The following is a 19,217-nucleotide window of genomic DNA, read 5'->3' as shown; positions in this document are numbered from 1 at the left end:
ACGCGCAAGACCGAAGGTTAGGCTTCCGCTCTGTGGGCCCAAACGGGATCAGGCCCGAGGCGACCACGGACGGTCCCCGCGCTCCTCCAGCGTCCAGACGCCGCGCCAGCCGCCGTCCTCACGCCAAAGCTCCACCGCACCGCCGCGCGCGAAGTCCGCGCCGTCCAGCACCAGCCGCGCGTCGCAATCACCCGGCAGGCTGGACAGGACCGCCCGAACAGCCACCACCTCGGCCGAAGCGCACAGAGCTGAAAGCTGATCCTCATCCGGGGCCCGCGTGCCCCACCACAGCGCCAGCGGTCCCGTCTGAACCGGGCGGCGCGAGAACCGGTCGGCGATCCAGCTGTCATCCGGCGCCACAAGGGCCAGCCCCCGCCGCTGGGACCACAGATCGATGGGAAACTGCCGCACGCCGGGCCGCAGCTGGATGGCCGTCCGCTCAACCCGCACACCCGCCGTGGTCGCCGCGTCCCCGATCCACAGGTCCGGCGCCGGCGGACGGGGCCAGAGCAGCACCGCCAGAGCGAACGGAACGCCCACCCAGCGGCCCCGCCCCTTCCACAGGCACAGCCACAGCACCCCCAGAAAGGCGATGGGCAGAGCGATGTCCGGCGCGCTGGGTATGGTCCGCACCGCGCCCGGCAGGTTCGCGGTCCAGTGGCCGATGGCCAGCATCAGGTCCACGCCCCATCCCGCCACGGCCAGGAACGGCCCGCCCAGCCCCAGCGGCTCCAGCGCCGCGCCCAGCGCAAGCGCCGGCATCATGATGAAGCTGGAGATCGGCGCGGTGGAGACATTGGCGATCAGGCCGAACACGGCGGTGCGGTTGAAATGCTGCATGGCGAACGGCCCGGTGGCCATGCCCGCCACCAGACTGGCGGCGCAGGCGGCGAACAGCCACGCCCCGAACCGCTGGGTCGTGACGATGATCCACGGCGCCGAAATCTCCCGCGTCCGCACCGGCCAGTTCTCGGCCAGCGCCACCAGCGCGGCCGTGGCGGCGAACGACATCTGGAACCCCGGCTGGACGATGGACTCGGGCCGGAAGATCAGAACCACGAAGGCCGCCACCGCTAGGGCGTTCATGCTGATCGCCCGACGGTCCAGCAGAACGGCCAGAAAGGCGATGGCCGCCGTGGTCGCCGCCCGCTCCGCCGGCGGCGGCCCGCCCGAAATCAGCAGATAGGCCCCCACAGCGACCAGACCCGCCCACGCCGCGATCTTCTTTCCCGACACCCTCAACGCCAGCCACGGCCAGCACGCCACCAGCAGCCGCACGCCGAAGAAGACGAACCCGCCCACAATGGCCATGTGCAGGCCCGAAATGGACAAAATGTGGAACAGCCCGGAGTCCCGCATGGCGTCCATGTCTTCCTGAATCAGCCAGGATTCATGCCCCGTGGTCATGGCCGCCGCGATGCCGCCGGTCCGCTCGCCCAGCCGGTCCACGATGCGGCTGGCCAGATCGAACCGCACCCCGTTCAGCCACATGAGCCGCTGCAGACCCTCCGGTGGCTCCGGCAGGGTCGCGGCCCTTGTCTCGCCTAGCCCGAACGCCACCCCGCCCATGCCCAGGAAGAAGGCGTTGCGCCCGAAGTCATAGCTGCCGGGACTGGCCGGCGGCGGCGGCGGGTTCAGGATGGCGAAAACCCGGATCGGCGTCCCCGGCGCGGGCGCCGCGCCCCGCAACGTCGCCCGCAGCCGCAGGGGCGTCTCCTCCGGCGCCAGTCCCCGGATGCGGACCGGCGCCAGCACCACCCGCGACCCTCGCGCTCCGGGGCTGTCCACATCCACCACCCAGCCCTCGATCACCGTCGGCTCGGCCAGCGCCGGGGCGATGGGCGCCTCGACCCGCTCGGTCCGCGCCTTGGCCGCCGCCAGCCCCAGCGCCAGACAGGCGACCAGCATCAGCGGCACGGTCAGCCCCCGGCCCGCCCCTCGCCGCCGCGCGATGATCCACGCCGCCGACGCCAGCACCGCGAACAGCGCCAGCGGCCACAGGGGTGGCTCTTCCGGCAGGGCGAAATAGACCGCGCATCCCCCGCCGAAGGCCACCGGCGCCCACAGGCGCCAGCGGTCCCGCTGGGCCGAAACGCTCCCGGCCAGCCAATCGATTATGCGCGCGCGTATGGGCTTGGCCGCTTCCGGCGTTATAAGGGCGGCCCCATCAGACACCGCCCCGGACATGACTGAACCCTCACCCGTCGTCACCCGCTTCGCCCCCTCGCCCACAGGCTACCTGCATATCGGCGGCGCGAGAACAGCGCTATTCAACTGGCTGTTCGCCCGTCGTCACGGCGGCAAATTCCTGGTGCGCGTTGAGGACACCGACCGCGAACGCTCCACCGACGACGCCGTGAAGGCCATCTTCGACGGCATGGCCTGGCTCGAACTGTTCGCCGACGAGGAGCCGGTGTTCCAGCACAGCCGCGCCGACCGTCACCGCGAGGTGGTCGACCAATTGCTTGAAAGCGGCCACGCCTACCGCGACTTCCTGACCGCCGAGGAGACCGGCGCCCTGCGCGATCAGGCCAAGGCCGAGGGCCGCACCTTCGAATCCCCCTGGCGCGACCGCGAACCCAGCGTCGACGACCTGTCCAAACCCCACACCGTGCGTTTCCGCCGCCCGGCCGACACGGCGGTATTCGTGGATGACGCGGTGCAGGGCCGTGTGCGCTGGGAATCGTCCTCGCTGGACGATCTGGTGCTGCTGCGCTCGGACGGCGCGCCCACCTACAATCTGGCGGTGGTGGCCGACGACCACGACATGGGCGTGACCCACGTCATTCGCGGCGACGACCACCTGAACAACGCCGCTCGTCAATCATTGATATATGACGCCCTCGGCTGGGATCGCCCGGTGTTCGCCCACATCCCGCTGATCCACGGTCCCGACGGCGCCAAGCTGTCCAAGCGCCACGGCGCACAGGCCGTGCACGAGTACGCCGAAATGGGCTACCTGCCCGAGGCCATGCGCAACTATCTGGCCCGGCTGGGCTGGAGCCACGGCGACGACGAGCTGTTCAGCGACGAACAGGCCATCGCTTGGTTCGATCTGGACGCGGTCAACAAGGCGCCCGCTCGTCTGGACTTCGACAAGCTGGCCCACGTCAATTCCCACTGGATCCGCCTGGCCGACGACGAACGCCTGTCCAAGCTGGTGCTGGATCAGCACATGAAGACGGGCCACACCCTGCACGAAGGTGACGAACAACGCCTGCTCCAGGCCATGCCCTTCGTGAAGGACCGGGCCAAGACCGTCATCGAACTGGCCGCCCAGACCGCCTTCTTGCTCCAGCGCCGCCCGCTGCTCCTGAACGACAAGATCAAGGCCTCCCTGATCGACGAGACCGGCGAGCGCATGGCCCGCCTGCTGGAGCGCCTGCGCCTGTTCCAGAGCTGGGACGTGTTCGCCCTGGAATCCGAGCTGAAGGCCTTCGCCGAGGATGAAGGCGTGGGCTTCGGCAAGATCGGCCCGCCCCTGCGCGGCGCCCTTACCGCAGGGTCAAGTTCGCCCGATCTGGCCCGAACTTTGTCATCACTTGGGCGAGAAGAGAGCCTCGGACGCTTGGAGGATGCCCTTTCAGTCGCTAAGTGAACGCGCACAACAAATGACCCGCGCCGTCGCCTCCCCGCGAGGGCGTCCAAAAACCAAGGGGTGCTTATGACCGAACAAGCCAAACCCGCCGGCACGGCGACCATGACCATCGGCGACAAGTCCGTCGACCTGCCGGTTCTGGGCGGCTCTACCGGGCCGGACGTCGTCGATATCCGCAAGCTGTACGGCGCCACCGGCGCCTTCACCTACGATCCGGGCTTCACCTCCACGGCGTCGTGTGAATCCAGCCTGACCTACATCGACGGCGACGCCGGCGTGCTGCTGCACCGCGGCTATCCCATCGACCAGCTGGCGGAAAAGTCGAACTTCGTCGAGGTCTGCCACCTGCTTCTGCACGGCGAGCTCCCCACGGCGGCTCAATATGAGTCGTTCGAAAACAGCGTCACCATGCACACCATGCTGCATTCGCAGTTTGATCGCTTCTTCGAGGGCTTCCGCCGCGACGCGCACCCCATGGCCATCATGGTCGGCACCGTCGGCGCCCTGTCGGCCTTCTATCACGACAGCCTGGACATCCATGATCCGGTCCAGCGCAACATCTCGGCCATCCGCCTGATCGCCAAGATGCCGACCATCGCCGCGCGGGCCTACAAGTACCACATCGGCCAGCCTTTCGTGTCGCCCCGCAACGATCTCAGCTACGCCGAGAACTTCCTGCGCATGTGCTTCGCCGTGCCGGCCGAGGACTATCACGTGGACCCGGCGCTGGTGCGCGCCATGGACCGCATCTTCATCCTGCACGCCGACCACGAGCAGAACGCCTCCACCTCGACCGTTCGTCTGGCCGGCTCGTCGGGCGCCAACCCGTTCGCCTGTATCGCCGCGGGCATCGCCTGCCTCTGGGGCCCGTCGCACGGCGGCGCCAACGAGGAGGCGCTGAACATGCTCAAGGAGATCGGCACCCCGGACAAGATCCCGGAGTTCATCGCCGGCGTGAAGGACAAGAAGTACAAGCTGATGGGCTTCGGCCACCGCGTGTACAAGAACTACGACCCGCGCGCGAAGGTCATGCAGCAGTCGGCCTACGAAGTGCTGGCCGCCACCGGCCGTGAGAACGACCCGCTGTTCCAGGTGGCCAAGGAGCTGGAGGCCGTCGCCCTGAAGGACGACTACTTCGCAGAGCGCAAGCTGTTCCCGAACGTGGACTTCTATTCCGGCATCACCCTGTCGGCCATGGGCTTCCCCACCACCATGTTCACCGTCCTGTTCGCCCTGGCCCGCACCGTCGGCTGGATCGCCCAGTGGCAGGAGATGATGGAGGATCCGTCGCAAAAGATCGGCCGCCCCCGCCAGCTCTACACGGGCCCCACCGAGCGGGACTACATCACCATCGACCAGCGCGGCTGATCGGTCCGACATCGCTGAAACGCAGAACGCCGGGGCCCATCGCCCCGGCGTTTTTCGTCGAACCCTGCCTCGGCCTTATGTGTTCCCTTCGCCAAAGGAGGACGCCATGAGCTATCGCCGGTTCGCCGCCATGATCGCCACATCCACCGTGATCATGTTCGGCCTGATGTATCTGAACACCTACGCCATCGAGCATGTGGCCTTCAGCCAGACGCGGGCGTGGATGGCGCTGGTCATGGGCGCGGTCATGGCAGTGGTCATGCTCGGCTTCATGTGGGGCATGTACAAGAACATCCGCGCCAACGTCGCCATAGTGGTCGCGGCGGTCGCCGTGTTCGCCGTCGCCCTGACCCTCGTGCGCAGCCAGGCGACCGTTGGCGACGTCAGCTACATGAAGGCCATGATCCCGCACCACTCGATCGCCATCATGACCAGCGAGCGCGCCAACATCCGCGACCCGGAAGTGCGCCGTCTGGCCGATCAGATCATTGAGGCCCAGGTGCGCGAGATCGCCGAGATGGAGCGCCACATCGCCCGGCTCGAGGCCGAACCGCTGCCGGAGGACGCCCCGGTCCTGCCGTCCTATCGCGAGCGGGGGCTGGCGGCGCCGGCCTCCTGATCGCCGGCCTTCTCTACGATGACCCGCAGCACCGCATCCGCCGCCAGCTGTGACGGGTCCGGTTCGCCCCGGCCCATCAGGTCCAGCGCCTGCGTCTGGCGCCGCGCCTGATCGGCGGCGGCATCGCGGTCGGTCAGCAGGCGGCTCGCGGCGGCCGCCAGTTTTTCGGGCGTGGCGTCGTCCTGCAGGAACTCCGGCGCGATGGCTTCGTCCGCCGCCACGTTGAACAGGGTCACGTACTTCGTCGTGGCGATGCGTTTGATCAGAACCCAGCTGAGACCGTCCATTCGATAGGCGATGACCATCGGCGCGCCCGCCAGCGCCAGTTCGGTGGAAACCGTGCCGCTGGTGGCCAGGGCGGCGTCGGCGGCGACCATGGCGTCGTACTTGTCGGTCTCGTCCACCAGATGCGTCCGGAACGGCCAGGCGGCCACCCGCGACGTCACATCGGCCGCCACCGTGCCCGCCGCGATCACGACCGTCTCCAGCCCCTCGATCTCGCCTTTCAGCCGCTTCACCGTCGCCTCATAGACAGGCGTCATGCGCGCGACCTCGCCGGGCCGGCTGCCCGGCAGCACCAGCAGCAGCGGCGCGTCCGGCGCGATCCCCCGCCGCGCCCGGAACGCCGCGCCGTCGGCGCCCGACATGTCCACATGCAGGGCCGATGACCCCACTACCGTGACCGGCAGGCCTGCCCGCTCGAACCACGGCGCGTCGAACCCGTACAGCGCCAGCAAGTGGTCCACCGCCGCCGCCAGGGTCTTCGCCCGCCCCGGTCGCGAGGCCCACACCTGCGGCCCCACATATTTGATCAGGGGCGTTTTCGGCGACGCCGCCCGGATCGCCTTGGCCACCCGGATGGTGAAGCCCCAGCTGTCGATCAGCACCACGGCGTCCGGGGTCTCGCGCGCCGCCAGCGCCGCCGTTTCCGCCACACGGCGCTTGACCCGGCCATAGGCGCGAAGGCCCTCCATAAGGCCCAGGATCGACAGTTCGCTGATGTCGAAGGGACTCTCCACCCCCTCCGCCGCCATCTGGGCCCCGCCCACGCCCACAAAGGACACCGCGTCGCCCAGCCGCGCCTTCAGCGCCCGCGCCAGCCCGGCGCCCAGCGAATCCCCCGACGCCTCGGCGGCCACCAGCATGATCTTCAGCGGTCGAGTCATCGGTGATCCTCGCCCCACACGAACAGCCCCAGCCGGTCGGCGGCCTCGATGATCGCATCCCGGTCGATCAGGATCAGCTTGCCCGCCATCCCGGCCACGCCGGCCAGCCCAGCCGCCGCCGCGCCCTCAATGGTCCGCACCCCGATCACCGGCATGTCCACCCTTTCGTCCTGGATGGGCTTGGGCGCCTTGGCCAGCGCGCCGCGCCGCGCGCCCTCACGGCCCCGAAGGGTTTCAGGCAGTCCCGCCACCCGCGCCAGCATGGCGTCGGTGCCTTCCTGCGCCTCCACCGCCAGCACCAGGCCGTCGCACACCACGGCGCCCTGGCCTATGTCCAGCTCGCCCGTGGCCCGCGCCACCTCCAGCGCCTTGCGAAGATCCGCCAGCGCCGCCCCGTCCGGCGCATGGCGCCCCAGCGCCCCGGCGGGCGCCGTCTCGCCCCCCAGCACCTGATCGGCGCCCTCGATGGCGAACCCTTCCGCCTCGAACACGCCCAGCACATAGCGCAACAGGGCGTCGTCACCCTTCGTGGCCGCCGCGATCATGCCGGGCAACACAGCGGCGCCCTTCAGGTCCGGCTTCATGTCGCGAAAGTCGGGACGCTGAACGACGCCCGCGAAACAAACCGCCTCGCAGCCCGCCGCCTTCAACAGCTTGATGGTGCGGCCGAACTCACCGATGCGCGACTCCTGCCCCTCATATCGGACAAGAGCTTCATCCGCGAACCCCTTGATCCGAACAACATAAAAGGGGCGGCCCTCGGCCTCACACCGCCGCGCCGCCGCCAAGGGCAGATCCCCTCCGCCGGCCACAATGCCCAGTTTTCTCACCGTTCCGGCAGACACAGCGGTCGCTTCGAATCTTCCCGGATGAAGGCGATGATCCGCAGGATCTCCGGCAGGTCCGCGTATTCGCCCTCGGCCGCGTCCAGCCGGTCCGCAAACGCGCCCTCGCCCTCGAACATCTCGCGGTAAGCGCCCAGCAGCCGGCGCAGGTCCGCCTTGCCGTATCCGCGCCGCTTCAGGCCGACCAGATTCAGCCCCTGCAGGCGCGCGTGGTTGCCCCACACCGAACCGAACGGAATCACGTCCCGCGTCACCGCCGACAGGCCGCCCACCATGGCGCCCTCGCCCACCCGGCCGTTCTGATGCACGGCGCAAAGCCCGCCCAGAAACACCTTGTCCCCGACGATCGCATGGCCGCCCAGCGTGGCGTTGTTGGCCATGACCACATTGTCGCCGACCACGCAGTCATGCCCCACGTGCGCGCCGGTCATCAGTAGATTGTTCGAGCCGATGCGCGTCACCCCATGGCCCTGCGGCGTGCCCCGGTTCAGGGTCGCATGCTCGCGGATGACGTTGTCGGCGCCGATCTCCAGCCGCACCGTCTCGCCCTTGTAGCCCGTATGCTGAGGGTCGCCCCCCACCACGGCGAAGGGATGAATCACCGTACGCGGGCCGACGATGGTGTCCCGCTCCACCACCGCATGGCCGCGCAGCTCCACCCCCTCGGCCAGGGCCACGCCCGGCCCCACCACGCACCACGGCCCGATGACCACGTCGTCAGCCATGGTCACCGAGGCGTCGACCGAGGCGGTGGCGTGAACGGTCATGCGCCGGAGCCGTCGGATTTGGGGTTGTCGACAACCATGGCCGCGAACTCGCATTCCGCCGCCATCTTGCCGTCCACATAGGCCTCGCCCCGGAACTTGAACAGATCGCCCCGGTGCTTGGTCACATGCACATGCAGGCGCAGCACGTCGCCCGGCCGCACCGGCTTGCGGAAGCGCGCCCCGTCCACGGCCATGAACATGATGGTCCTGTTCGACACATCGGCGTCCAGGGTCTTGGACATCAGCAGCGCGCCGGACTGCGCCAGTGCCTCGACGATCAGAACGCCGGGCATCACCGGATTGTTCGGAAAGTGCCCCTGAAAGAACGGTTCGTTGGCGGTGACGTTCTTGATCCCGACGATGGATTCATTGGCCCGGTAGTCCTCAGCCCGATCCACCAGCAGGAAGGGATAGCGGTGCGGAATGCGCCGCAAAACCTCGGCATAGTCGATCGAAACGCCCTCGGACTCACTCATCACGCTTTCCCTTCGCTCGCGAAGACGCCTGTTTGGCCAGCCAGGCCGTCTCGCGCAAGAACCGGCGCAGCGGTTTGGCGGGATAACCCGACCACGTCTCGCCCGCCGGCACATCCGACAACACCGCCGCCGCGCCGCCGATCTTCGCCCCGGCGCCGATGGTCTGGTGGTCGCCCACGCCCGCCTGGCCGCCGAACATGACCCCGTCGCCGATGACCACCGATCCGGATATGCCCACCTGGGCGGCGATCAGGCAGAACCGGCCCAGGACCACATTGTGCGCGATGTGGACCAGATTATCGATCTTGGTCCCCTCCCCGATCACCGTATCGTCGAAGGCGCCGCGGTCGATGCAACTGTTGGACCCCACCGTGACATCATCCTGGATGATCACGCGGCCAAGCTGGGGAATGTCCACCGGTCCCGTGGCCGAGCCTGCGGCGCCGAAACCGGCCTCGCCGATTACGGCCCCGGAGGCGATCCTCACTCGATCTCCGATCAGGCTGAATCCGATGCAGACATTGGCGCCGATCCGGCATCCGCGCCCGATCGCCACCCCTGGCCCGATCACGGTGTTCGCGCCGATGACCGTCCCGCGCCCGATCCGCGCGCCGGCGCTAATGACGGCCCCGGCGCCTATCCGGACGCTGTCCTCCAACTCCGCTTGCGGATGGACCCCGGGTGTCTCGTCTGCCTCAACGACGGGGTGAAGCCTGGACGCCGCCATGGCCCAGGCGGCCTGAGGGAATCTTGTGGCCAGAACGGCCGTATCCGCCGGCGTTCCGCCCGCCATGGCCGGCGACACGAAAACCGCGCCGGCGTGCGTGGTGGCCAGCGCCGCCGCATGGCGACGGTCACCCAGAAACGCGATCGCGCCCCGGTCCGCCTGGGACAGGGGCGCGACGGTCGTGATGACCGCGTCGCCGCCGCGAAGCACCTCGGCCCCGGTCAGGGCTGCAAGGTCCGCGACGGTCAGCGGGTCAGCAGTCAGAAAGAAGCGGGCGTCAGGCATGCCCCGTCACCCGCCTCCTCAGTTTTACTGTTGCTGCTGCTGCACCGGCGGCGACTGGCGAGTGAAGCTCAGCGACGGCAGGGCGGCGTTCAGGCGCTCGATCACCGTGTCAGTGATGTCCATGGCCGGGTTCATCACATAGACGCTTTCCCGGTCCACCAGCATGCCACAGCCGCGCTCCTGATAGATTGCGACCACGATCGGATCGACGGCCTCGGCAATGGCGTTGATCTGCTGGGCGCGGGTGTACCGCAGTTCGGTGTCCCGGGTCTGCTCCAGCTGCTGGGCTTCCTGAATCCGCTGCTGCAGGGCCTGAACCGGCTGCGCGCGCTGGTCCTCGGGCAGGCCCTGGATGCGCTGGGCCTCGGTCTCGATGGCCGTCCCGTAGGGCGCCAGCTCACCCTGAACTTCCTGCACCAGGCGCTGCATGCCCTGGTTCAGGGATTGTCCGGCCGACGACTGCGCTAGCATGCGCTCGTTGTGATAGACGCACATGCCCGGAATGGCGGGGCCGGGGTTCTGCAACTGGGTTTGAGCGGCGGCGGCCTGGGCCGACAATGCGATCACGCCCGCGACGGCGGTGAGAAGAAGACGTTTCATTTTGAGCCTTTAGAACTGTGTCGAGGTGGAGAAGCGGAAGGTTTCCGTAACGTCGTATTCCTCTTCAGCGAGGACCTGGCTGAAGTCGAGGCGAATGGGCCCCATGGGCGAGCGCCAGTGAACGCTGATGCCGGCCGAGGCGCGCAGCGCCAGCTCGTCGACGATCTGCGCATCGAGCGTTCCGTCATCCAGCAGCTTGTAGCGATCATCAAGAACGCCGAGCGTGCCGACGTCCACGAAGACCGATGTCCGAATGCCGTACTCTTCAGGAAGATAATTCGGGACGGTCAGTTCGGCCGTGCCGATGGCGTAGAAGTTCCCGCCCAAGGCGTTGCCGCGGGAATTGAAGCCCTGCGCCAGGTCGCGCGGCCCGATGCCGGCGGTCTCGAAGCCGCGGAAGCTGTTTCCGCCCTTGAAGAAGCGATCGTTGATGCGGATCGCGTCGCCATTCCAGCCGGCGATATAGCCAGTGGAGCCCTGAAGCGTGACGACCCAGTTGGGATTGAACCCATAGTACCAGGCCGCGTCCAGCTCACTGCGCACATAGTTCACGTCACCGCCGACGCCGGCGAAGTCCTGACGCAGGGTGCCGGTCCATCCGCGCGTCGGACGAACGGGATCATTCCGTCGATCCACAAGCAGGGTGTAGCCCAACGACGAGTTGATCGATTCGCCAAGTTGCTCGCAAAGCGCCCGCGAACCCGATCCGTTCTCACAGAAATTCCCCGGAACCGTCACGTCATCGGCGCGCAGCGAATAACGGGTCGACAGAAGGGTGTAGCCGTTGATCGGCCATGACAGCCGGAATCCGCCGCCCGTGGACGCGTAGCTATAGGACGAAAACTCGCTGTAGTCGTATCGCGAATGGTACAGGTCCCATCCCGCCCGGATGTCTCGTCCCAGGAACTTGGGCTCCGTGAAGCGGAAGTCGATCTGCTGGCGGATAGAGCCCCACTCCAGACGGGCGACCACGTTCTGACCACGTCCCCGGAAGTTTCGCTCCGTGATGCCGAGATTGATGATGAAGGAGTCGACCGAACTGAATCCGGCGCCCACCGAAAGTTCGCCGGTCGGCTGCTCGGTCACCTGAACGGTCACCACGCTGCGGTCAGGCTCGCTGCCGCGCACCTCGGTGATCTCGACCTCCTCGAAGAAGCCCAGGGCGCGCAGATTGTTGCGCGAGCGCTCCACCAGGGTCCGGTTGAACGCGTCCCCCTCGACCAGCAGCAGCTCACGCCGGATGACCGGGTCGATGGTGCGCGTGTTGCCGACCACATCGATGCGCTCAACATAGACGCGCTCGCCCTCCCGCACGTTGAAGACCATGTCCACGGTGCGGGTCTCGGGGTCGGCGCTGTAGCTGGGCCGTATATCGACGAAGGCGTAGCCGGCCGAACCGGCCGCGAAGGTCAGGGCGTCGACGGACTCTTCGATCCGGTCGCTCTCGAACAGATCACCCTCCTGCAAGGGCAGGAGCCGACGCAGGAAGTCCGCGTTCAGACGATCGCTTTCAGTCTCGACCCGGATCTCGCCAAAGTTGTACTGCTCGCCCTCGTCCACGGTCAGGGTGACCAGGAAATCGTCCTGGCTGGGCGACAGCTCGGCCACCGCCGAGACGACGCGGAAGTCATAGTAACCGCGATTGGTGTAGAAGCTGCGCAACTGCTCCTGATCGTAATCCAGGCGGTTGGGGTCGTAGTTGTCGTTGCTCGAGAACAGCCGCCACCAACGTGAGGTCTTCGTAACCATCACACTGCGCAGGTCACTGTCCGAGAACGCCTCATTTCCCAGGAAGTTGATGCCGCGAACGCCCGTGGACACGCCCTCGTCGATCTCGAACACCAGATCGACGCGGTTCTGCTCCAGCTGGATGAGCTTGGGCGTGACGGTGGCCGAGATCCGACCCGACAGCCGGTAGAGTTCGACGATGCTCTGCACGTCCTCCTGCACGCGGGCCGGGGTATAGATGCCGCGCGGACGGATGGTCACTTCCTCCCGCAGCTTTTCCTCGCTGACGGCGCTGTTGCCCTCGAAAACCACCTGATTGATGACCGGATTCTCGACCACCTGAATGATCAGGTCCGAGCCGTCGAGCGCCATCTGGACGTCCGCGAACAGATTGGTGCGGTAGAGCGTCCGGACCGCCACATCCAGCAACACCGGATCGACGGTGTCGCCGGGCTGGATCGGCAGGTAGGACAGGATCGTCGTCTGATCGATCCGCTGGTTGCCCTGCACGAGAATACGGTTGGCCACCCCGCTTTGGGCCCGTTGAACGGTGGCGGGCGGCGCGGCTTGCGGCAGTTGAACCTCGCCGGGCGCAGGGGCCGGCTGCTGGGCGGCGTCCTGACCGAGCGCCGGCCCTGCCAGGCCCGCCGCGAGGATCAGCGCCAGCACGCTGGCGCGGCCGTGGGAGCGGAGCAGGGCTTCGGGACGTCGTTGAATCATGGAGAGAACCATCGGCGAGCGGCGTCTGCTCATGAAGAGAGCCCGCCAAGGAATTGAAAGAGACTGAGCTTGCGCAGGTCGTTCCAAGTGGCGAACAACATCAATCCGACCAGCAATACAAGACCAACGCGGTACCCCATCTCCTGGATGTTTGCGGCCAGCGGACGCCGGGCCACGGCTTCGTAGCCGTAGAACAGCAGGTGCCCGCCGTCCAGAACCGGTATCGGCAACAGGTTTAGAAAGCCAATTCCGATCGAAAGTATGGCGGCGAAGCTGATCAGGGTCAGCAATACGTTCGCAAGGCGAATTCCGTTGGACGCCTCCACATCCGCCGCCGCGTTGGTCAGGGCGCCCGAAGCCTTGGCGATCCCCAGCGGCCCGCTCAGCTGGTCGCCCGATTCCCGGCCGGTCACGATGCGGCCCAGATAGGTCACCGTCGTTTCCAGCACAGACCAGGTCTCCTTCATGCCCTGCCAGACCGCCTCATGGGGCGGATAGCGCATGTGGGTCGCCTCGCCCGGCATGGGCCGCATCTCCACGCCCAGCACGCCCATGCGCACCGGCCCGGCGATGGGATTCTGTGTTTCGACCCGGCGCGGCGTGGCGGTCAGGGCCACGTCCTGCTCGCCACGGCGCACTACGAAGTCCAGCGGATCGCCGGCGCTCAGGGTCACCATGCGCTGGACTGCGACGTCATCCTCAACCGCGCGGCCGTTGACCCGGAGAATCAGGTCGCCGGGCTGAAACCCGGCCTCGGCGGCGGCGCTGTCGGGGACGACATTCACAATGCGCGGCGGCCGTATCTCGGCGCCGATCAGGCTGAACAGCAGCGTGAAGATGGTCACCGCCAGCACGAAGTTCGCGAACGGCCCCGCCGCCACGATCAGGGCCCGCTGCCACACCGGCTTGAAATGGAAGTAGTCCTTCTCGGCGCCTTGCCCGTCATGGGCGGCGATCTCCTCGCGCATGGCCTCCAGCCCGCGCGAATCCGGCACGCTGGACGGATCGGCGTCGCCGGAGAATTTCACATAGCCGCCCAGGGGGATCCACCCCAGCCGCCATTCGATGCCGTGCTTGTCGGTCCGGCTCAGAACGCCCTTGCCGAAGCCGATGGAGAACCGGTCCACCTTCACGCCAAAGGCCCGCGCCACCCAGAAGTGGCCCAGCTCGTGGATTGTCACCACCAGCGTCAGCACCAGCAGGAACGGCACGACGTAGATCAGCGCCTGGCCGATGAAATCCAACATGAAGCGAAGCGCCTCCCTAAAGCCGTCGAGGAATTCGACGAACCCGCCTCTTTACGCGCACTCGTTCACGCCGCCTGCGCGTGATCGGCCACGATCCGCTGGGCCGTCCGTCGCGCCAGGGCGTCGATGCGCAGAGCGGCATCGCATGCATCCGGAGCGTCGGCGGCCTCGTCGGCGCGGGCCAGTCGCTCCATGGTTTCGGCCACGACTGCGGCAATATTGAGAAAGCCCAGCTTGTGGTCAAGGAAAGCGCGCGCGCCCACCTCGTTTGCGGCGTTGAACACCGCCGGCGCCGCCCCGCCCGCCTCCAGCGCCTGCCGCGCCAGCGCCAGGGCCGGAAATCGCACCTCGTCCGGCGCCTCGAAGGTCAGCGCCCCCAGCGCCGCCAGATCCAGCCTCGGCGCGGGCCACGCCATGCGCTCAGGCCAGGCCAGGGCGCAGGCGATGGGCGTCTTCATGTCCGGTGGGCCCATCTGGGCCAGAGTCGAACCGTCGATCATCTCGACCAGGCTGTGAATGATGGACTCCGGATGAACCACCACGTCGATGCGCCGGGCCTCCAGCCCGAACAGATAGGCCGCCTCGATCATCTCCAGGCCCTTGTTGGCCATGGTGGCGCTGTCCACCGAGATCTTGGCCCCCATGCTCCAGTTGGGATGGGCCACCGCCTGCTCCGGCGTCACCCGCGCCATCTGCTCGCGGGAAAAGGTTCTGAACGGACCGCCCGAGGCGGTCAGCACAACCCGCGCCACCCGCTCGGGCGCCTCGGCGGGAAACACCTGGAAGATGGCGGAATGCTCGGAATCCACGGGAATCAGCCGCCCGCCCGCCTGCCGCACCCGCGCCATCAGGGCCGGTCCGCAGCTGACCAGACTCTCCTTGTTGGCCAAGGCGAGGGTCGCGCCCGTCCCCGCCGCCGCCCACGCCGACCGCAGACCCGCCGCGCCCACGATGGCCGCCATGGTCCAGTCCACGGTTCGCGTCGCCGCTTCAACCACGGCTTCCGGCCCTGCCGCCACGGCCACATCCAGCCCCGCCACCGCCGCGCCCAACTCTTCCAGTCGCCCCGTCTCAGCCGTCACCACCAGCTTCGGCCGCCACCGCCGCGCCTGTTCCGCCAGCAGGGCGATGTTGCCCGCGCCGGTCAGGGCTTCCACCTCGAAAGCGCCGCTGCCCGCCTGCTCCGCCTGATCCATCAGATCGAGCGTCGAGCGTCCCACCGACCCGGTGGCGCCCAGAATTGTGACACGGCGACGGATCATCAGATGACGCCAATCCATTGAAGCAGTACGCGACCGGCGGCGATCACCACCACCGCGAACATCAGCCCGTCGACCCGGTCCATCAGGCCCCCGTGACCGGGAATCAGGTCACCCGCGTCCTTGACGCCGTACCGCCGCTTCAGCGCCGACTCCCACAGATCGCCCGCCATGGTGGCGACGGCGCCGGCGAGGCCAAGCACCGCACCCCAAGCCACGCTCAACATCCCCAGGTCCGGCCAAGGTGACGCTGTCACCAGCGCGCCCGCCGCCAGGCCGCCGATAAGCCCGCCGATGAAGCCGGACCAGGTCTTGTTGGGCGAATAGCGGGGCCACAGTCTCGGCCCCTTCAGCAGGTTCCCCACCAGATAGGCCAAAACGTCCGCCGACCACGCCGTCATGAACAGCAGAACCGTCCAGCCCAGCCCCTCCGGCTGTCCCCGCAACCAGATGAACAGGATCGCGGGCCAGCCCAGGTACAGAACCCCGTAGGCGGCATCCAGCCCCTGCTGGCCTAGCCGTCGGGCGAACACCCCCGCCAGTCCGGCGCCGAGCACCAGAGTGACCAGGGCTCCCGGCACATGGCCCACGTGGGCGATCAACACCACCGCCACCAGAGCGGCGGCCACTGCCGCCCAGACCGGTTTGCGCGCGCCCCGCGCGCTCATCAGCGCCCACTCGCGGGCCAACAGCACGCAGGCGGCGGCGATCAGGGCCGCGAACCACCAGCCCCCGCCCCAGGTGGCCAGAATGGCGGCAGGCGCCAGCACCAGCGCCGACGCCGCCCTTAGCCCGATGTCTTTCGCCCGGAACGCCATCAGCCTGACGCCTCAACAAGGGCGGGACGTCCGCCGAAGCGGCGCTCCCGCGCCTGATACTCGTCGATCGCCGCCTTCAGCGCCTCCGGCCCGTAGTCGGGCCACAGGATGTCCTGAAAAACCAGTTCGGCGTACGCAGCTTCCCACAGCAGGAAGTTCGACAGCCGCAACTCGCCCGAGGTCCGCACGATCAGATCCAGCGGCGGCGCCCCCGCGGTCGACAGCAGGCTGCCGAATTCCGCCTCGCTGATCGGCGCGTCCGCCTCGCCCGCCAGCACCCGTTCCGCATGCTTGCGCGCGGCGTCCACAATGTCGGCCTGGCCGCCGTAGTTGAACGCCACCTGCAGCAGGAAGCGGTCATTGTGCGCGGTGTCCCGCTCGGCCTTCTGGACGATGGCGGCGATGTCGGGCGGCAGGCCCTCGCGCCGCCCCAGCACCCGGATGCGCACGCCCTCCTTCGCCAGCCCGGTCAGGTCGCTGGCCACATAGGACCGCACCAGCCCCATCAGGTCCGAGACCTCCTCGGCCGGGCGGCGCCAGTTCTCGGTGGAAAAGCCGAACACGGTCAGGCAGCGCACGCCCAGCCCGGCGCAGCCGCGCACGGTGCGCTTCAGGGCGGACACGCCTTCCTTGTGGCCCGCCGCGCGCGGCAGTCCCCTGGCGGCGGCCCAGCGGCCGTTGCCGTCCATGATGATCGCCACATGCCGGGGCCCGGGATCGGAAGGGCCGTCGGCGGGCGCATCCACCCTGCGCATGTCGTCAGCCATTCCCTGTGTGCCGGGCCGGGCGGTCAAGCCGCCTCACACCTGCATGATCTCCGCTTCCTTGGTCTTCAGCGTCTCGTCGATGCGCTTGATGGCGGCGTCGGTGTCCTTCTGGACCTCGGCCTCCATCCTCTTCTGATCGTCCTGGCTGATGTCGCCCGCCTTCTCGGCCTTCTTCAGGTCGTCGTTGGCGTCGCGGCGCACGTTGCGCACGGCGATCTTCTGCTGCTCGGCGTATTTGCCCGCCAGCTTGACCAGGTCCTTGCGGCGCTCCTCGGTCAGGGGCGGGATCGGGATGCGCAGGGTCTGGCCGTCCACGATGGGGTTCAGGCCCAGGCCGGCGGCGCGGATGGCCTTCTCGACCGAGACCACCATGCCCTTGTCCCAGACATTGACCGTGATCATGCGCGGTTCCGGCACGCTGATGGCCGCCACCGCGTTCAGCGGCGACACCGAGCCGTAGGCCTCCACCTGCACGGGATCCAGCAGGCCCGAATTGGCCCGGCCGGTGCGCAGGCCGCTGAACTCTTCCTTCAGGGCGGCGACCGCCTTGTCCATGCGGTTTCGATAGGATGCGAGATCGGGTTTGCTCATGTTCTTGTCCGTATTTCCTTTGACCTCAGGCCCCGTTCGCCGGGTTGTCGCTGATGACCGTATAGACGCCCCTGCCCTCGAGCACAGCCTTCAGGGCGCCGTGTTCGCGGATCGAGAAGACCACAATGGGGATGCCGTTGTCCCGCATCAGGGCGATGGCGGACGCGTCCATGACCCGCAGATCCTTCGCCAGCACGTCGTGATAGGTCAGGGTGTCATAACGCGTGGCCGACGAATCCTTCTTGGGGTCGGCCGTATACACCCCGTCCACGCTGGTGCCCTTCAGCAGGGCGTCACAGCCCATCTCGGCGGCGCGCAGGGCGGCGCCGGAGTCCGTGGTGAAGAACGGCGCACCCACCCCGGCGGCGAAGATCACCACGCGGCCCTTCTCCAGATGGCGCAGGGCCCGGCGGCGGATATAGGGCTCGCAGATGGTGTCCATCTGGATCGCCGACTGCACGCGGGTGTCCACGTTCAGTCGCTCAAGCGCGTTCTGCATGGCCAGGGCGTTCATCACCGTGGCCAGCATGCCCATGTAGTCGGCGCTGGCGCGCTCCATGCCGCTGGCCGCGCCCGACAGGCCGCGAAAGATGTTGCCGCCGCCGATGACCAGGCACAGCTGCACCCCGGTCCGCGCCACCTCGGCGATCTCGGCGGCGATGGCGTCCACGGTCTTGATGTCCAGACCGTATCCCTGATCCCCCATCAGCACCTCGCCGGACACCTTGACCAGCACGCGCTTGTATTTGGGATCGGCGCGGGTCGGGCTCATGGCGATGCTCTCTCGGGTCGGGGCGCCGGAATCGGCGGGCGCATACTAGACGAAGGGCGCGCCGACCTTAAAGCCGACGCGCCCCTATAATTCTCCCTCCCCGCTCGGGGAGGGTGGTCGCGAAGCGACCGGGTGGGGGCGTTTCGGCGAAACAGCGAGTCCGCCTCGCCGCGCCCTCCCCACCCGGCTGTCGCTTTCGCGCCAGCCGCCCTCCCCCGCGGGGGGAGGGAAAGTCAGCCTCAGCCGCCCGTCATGCTCGCGACTTCGGCGGCGAAGTCGGGCTCTTCCGCCTTCTCCACGCCTTCGCCCAGGGCCATGCGGGTGAAGCCCACCAGCTTCAGCTCGGCGCCGAATTCCTTGCCGGAGTCGGCGACCAGCTGCTCGATGGTCTGGTCCGGGTTCATGACGAAAGGCTGCTTGGACAGCACCACTTCCTTCTGGAACTTGGCGATCTGGCCGTCCACGATCTTGGCGATCATGTTTTCCGGACGGCCGTCTTCCTTGGCCTTCTCGGTCAGCACCGCACGCTCGCGCTCGATGGCCGCCGGGTCCAGGTCGTCGGTGTTCAGCGACAGCGGTGCGGTGGCGGCGATGTGCATGCCGATCTTGCGGCCCAGGTCGCGCAGGGCGGCCTTGTCCGCAGCGCCTTCCAGCGCCACCAGCACGCCGATGCGGCCCAGCGAGGGGGCCACGGCGTTGTGCACATAGGACGCGACCACGCCTTCGGACACCGAGTGACGGGCCACGCGGCGCACTTGCATGTTCTCGCCGATGGTGGCGATCAGGTTGGTCACCTCGTCCTGCACGGTCTTGCCGCCCGGCAGGGTCGCGGCGTTGACGCCCTCGACGCCCTCGGCGTCCAGC

18 protein-coding genes are annotated in these 19,217 nt (G+C 68.0%); 3 read left to right on the top strand and 15 right to left on the bottom strand.

Going from position 1 to position 19,217, the window contains the following annotated elements; genetic code table 11:
* Positions 1–48: 48 nt before the first annotated feature.
* Positions 49–2,187, bottom strand: a complete 2,139-nt coding sequence (locus ACI8U3_RS13890) for a ComEC/Rec2 family competence protein (RefSeq protein WP_415015462.1) — start codon at positions 2,185–2,187, stop codon at positions 49–51.
* On the opposite strand from ACI8U3_RS13890, the gene gltX reads away from it, so the two are divergent.
* The 3 genes from gltX (at position 2,186) to ACI8U3_RS13875 (ending at position 5,585) form a co-directional block, all read left to right on the top strand.
* Positions 2,186–3,598 (top strand): glutamate--tRNA ligase, encoded by a 1,413-nt coding sequence (gene gltX, locus ACI8U3_RS13885; RefSeq protein WP_415015461.1) that lies wholly within the window; start codon positions 2,186–2,188, stop codon positions 3,596–3,598. The genes ACI8U3_RS13890 and gltX overlap by 2 nt on opposite strands.
* A gap of 66 nt (positions 3,599–3,664) precedes the next feature.
* Positions 3,665–4,966, top strand: coding sequence for a citrate synthase (gltA, locus tag ACI8U3_RS13880; RefSeq protein WP_415015460.1), 1,302 nt, complete (start codon positions 3,665–3,667; stop codon positions 4,964–4,966).
* A gap of 106 nt (positions 4,967–5,072) precedes the next feature.
* Positions 5,073–5,585, top strand: a complete 513-nt coding sequence (locus ACI8U3_RS13875; RefSeq protein ID WP_415015459.1) for a DUF305 domain-containing protein — start codon at positions 5,073–5,075, stop codon at positions 5,583–5,585.
* Here the strand turns inward: ACI8U3_RS13875 and lpxB are convergent.
* The 14 genes from lpxB to tsf all read right to left on the bottom strand — a co-directional run.
* Positions 5,549–6,751, bottom strand: coding sequence for a lipid-A-disaccharide synthase (gene lpxB / locus ACI8U3_RS13870; protein WP_415015458.1), 1,203 nt, complete (start codon positions 6,749–6,751; stop codon positions 5,549–5,551). The genes ACI8U3_RS13875 and lpxB overlap by 37 nt on opposite strands.
* Entirely contained in the window at positions 6,748–7,581 is an 834-nt protein-coding gene (lpxI, locus tag ACI8U3_RS13865; protein ID WP_415015488.1) for a UDP-2,3-diacylglucosamine diphosphatase, read from the bottom strand. Before lpxI ends, lpxB begins: the two co-directional genes overlap by 4 nt.
* Positions 7,578–8,363 (bottom strand): acyl-ACP--UDP-N-acetylglucosamine O-acyltransferase, encoded by a 786-nt coding sequence (gene lpxA / locus ACI8U3_RS13860; protein WP_415015457.1) that lies wholly within the window; start codon positions 8,361–8,363, stop codon positions 7,578–7,580. Before lpxA ends, lpxI begins: the two co-directional genes overlap by 4 nt.
* Positions 8,360–8,839 (bottom strand): 3-hydroxyacyl-ACP dehydratase FabZ, encoded by a 480-nt coding sequence (gene fabZ / locus ACI8U3_RS13855; RefSeq protein ID WP_415015456.1) that lies wholly within the window; start codon positions 8,837–8,839, stop codon positions 8,360–8,362. Before fabZ ends, lpxA begins: the two co-directional genes overlap by 4 nt.
* The gene (gene lpxD, locus ACI8U3_RS13850) at positions 8,832–9,851 is read right to left on the bottom strand and encodes a UDP-3-O-(3-hydroxymyristoyl)glucosamine N-acyltransferase (RefSeq protein WP_415015455.1); all 1,020 of its coding nucleotides are present in this window, start codon (positions 9,849–9,851) and stop codon (positions 8,832–8,834) included. The genes fabZ and lpxD overlap by 8 nt, the downstream gene beginning before the upstream one ends.
* Before the next feature lie 24 nt (positions 9,852–9,875).
* Positions 9,876–10,451 carry an OmpH family outer membrane protein gene (locus ACI8U3_RS13845; RefSeq protein ID WP_415015454.1) on the bottom strand — a complete coding sequence of 192 codons (576 nt, stop codon included), beginning with the start codon at positions 10,449–10,451 and terminating at the stop codon, positions 9,876–9,878.
* Between the two features lie 9 nt (positions 10,452–10,460).
* Positions 10,461–12,899 carry an outer membrane protein assembly factor BamA gene (gene bamA / locus ACI8U3_RS13840; protein WP_415015453.1) on the bottom strand — a complete coding sequence of 813 codons (2,439 nt, stop codon included), beginning with the start codon at positions 12,897–12,899 and terminating at the stop codon, positions 10,461–10,463.
* Positions 12,900–12,928: 29 nt separating this feature from the next.
* Complete coding sequence (locus tag ACI8U3_RS13835) at positions 12,929–14,146, bottom strand: M50 family metallopeptidase (protein WP_415015452.1); 1,218 nt, start codon at positions 14,144–14,146, stop codon at positions 12,929–12,931.
* A 65-nt stretch (positions 14,147–14,211) separates the two neighbouring features.
* Positions 14,212–15,408: a 1-deoxy-D-xylulose-5-phosphate reductoisomerase gene (gene dxr, locus ACI8U3_RS13830; RefSeq protein ID WP_415015451.1), complete on the bottom strand. Its 1,197-nt coding sequence runs from the start codon at positions 15,406–15,408 to the stop codon at positions 14,212–14,214.
* Positions 15,408–16,223, bottom strand: a complete 816-nt coding sequence (locus tag ACI8U3_RS13825) for a phosphatidate cytidylyltransferase (RefSeq protein ID WP_415015450.1) — start codon at positions 16,221–16,223, stop codon at positions 15,408–15,410. The genes dxr and ACI8U3_RS13825 overlap by 1 nt, the downstream gene beginning before the upstream one ends.
* A complete protein-coding gene (gene uppS, locus ACI8U3_RS13820) occupies positions 16,223–16,990 on the bottom strand; it encodes a polyprenyl diphosphate synthase (protein WP_415015449.1) in 768 nt (255 codons plus the stop codon). Before uppS ends, ACI8U3_RS13825 begins: the two co-directional genes overlap by 1 nt.
* Before the next feature lie 33 nt (positions 16,991–17,023).
* The gene (frr, locus tag ACI8U3_RS13815; RefSeq protein ID WP_415015448.1) at positions 17,024–17,581 is read right to left on the bottom strand and encodes a ribosome recycling factor; all 558 of its coding nucleotides are present in this window, start codon (positions 17,579–17,581) and stop codon (positions 17,024–17,026) included.
* A 25-nt stretch (positions 17,582–17,606) separates the two neighbouring features.
* Positions 17,607–18,353 (bottom strand): UMP kinase, encoded by a 747-nt coding sequence (gene pyrH / locus ACI8U3_RS13810; RefSeq protein ID WP_415015447.1) that lies wholly within the window; start codon positions 18,351–18,353, stop codon positions 17,607–17,609.
* 239 nt (positions 18,354–18,592) lie between these two features.
* Positions 18,593–19,217 (bottom strand): translation elongation factor Ts (tsf, locus tag ACI8U3_RS13805; RefSeq protein WP_415015446.1); only part of this gene is annotated, 625 nt, incomplete at its 5' end.

This window comes from Brevundimonas sp., from assembly GCF_047617075.1.
GTDB lineage: Bacteria > Pseudomonadota > Alphaproteobacteria > Caulobacterales > Caulobacteraceae > Brevundimonas.
The sequence above is the reverse complement of the archived record's forward strand: the minus strand, read 5'-3'. Positions and strand labels throughout refer to the sequence as shown.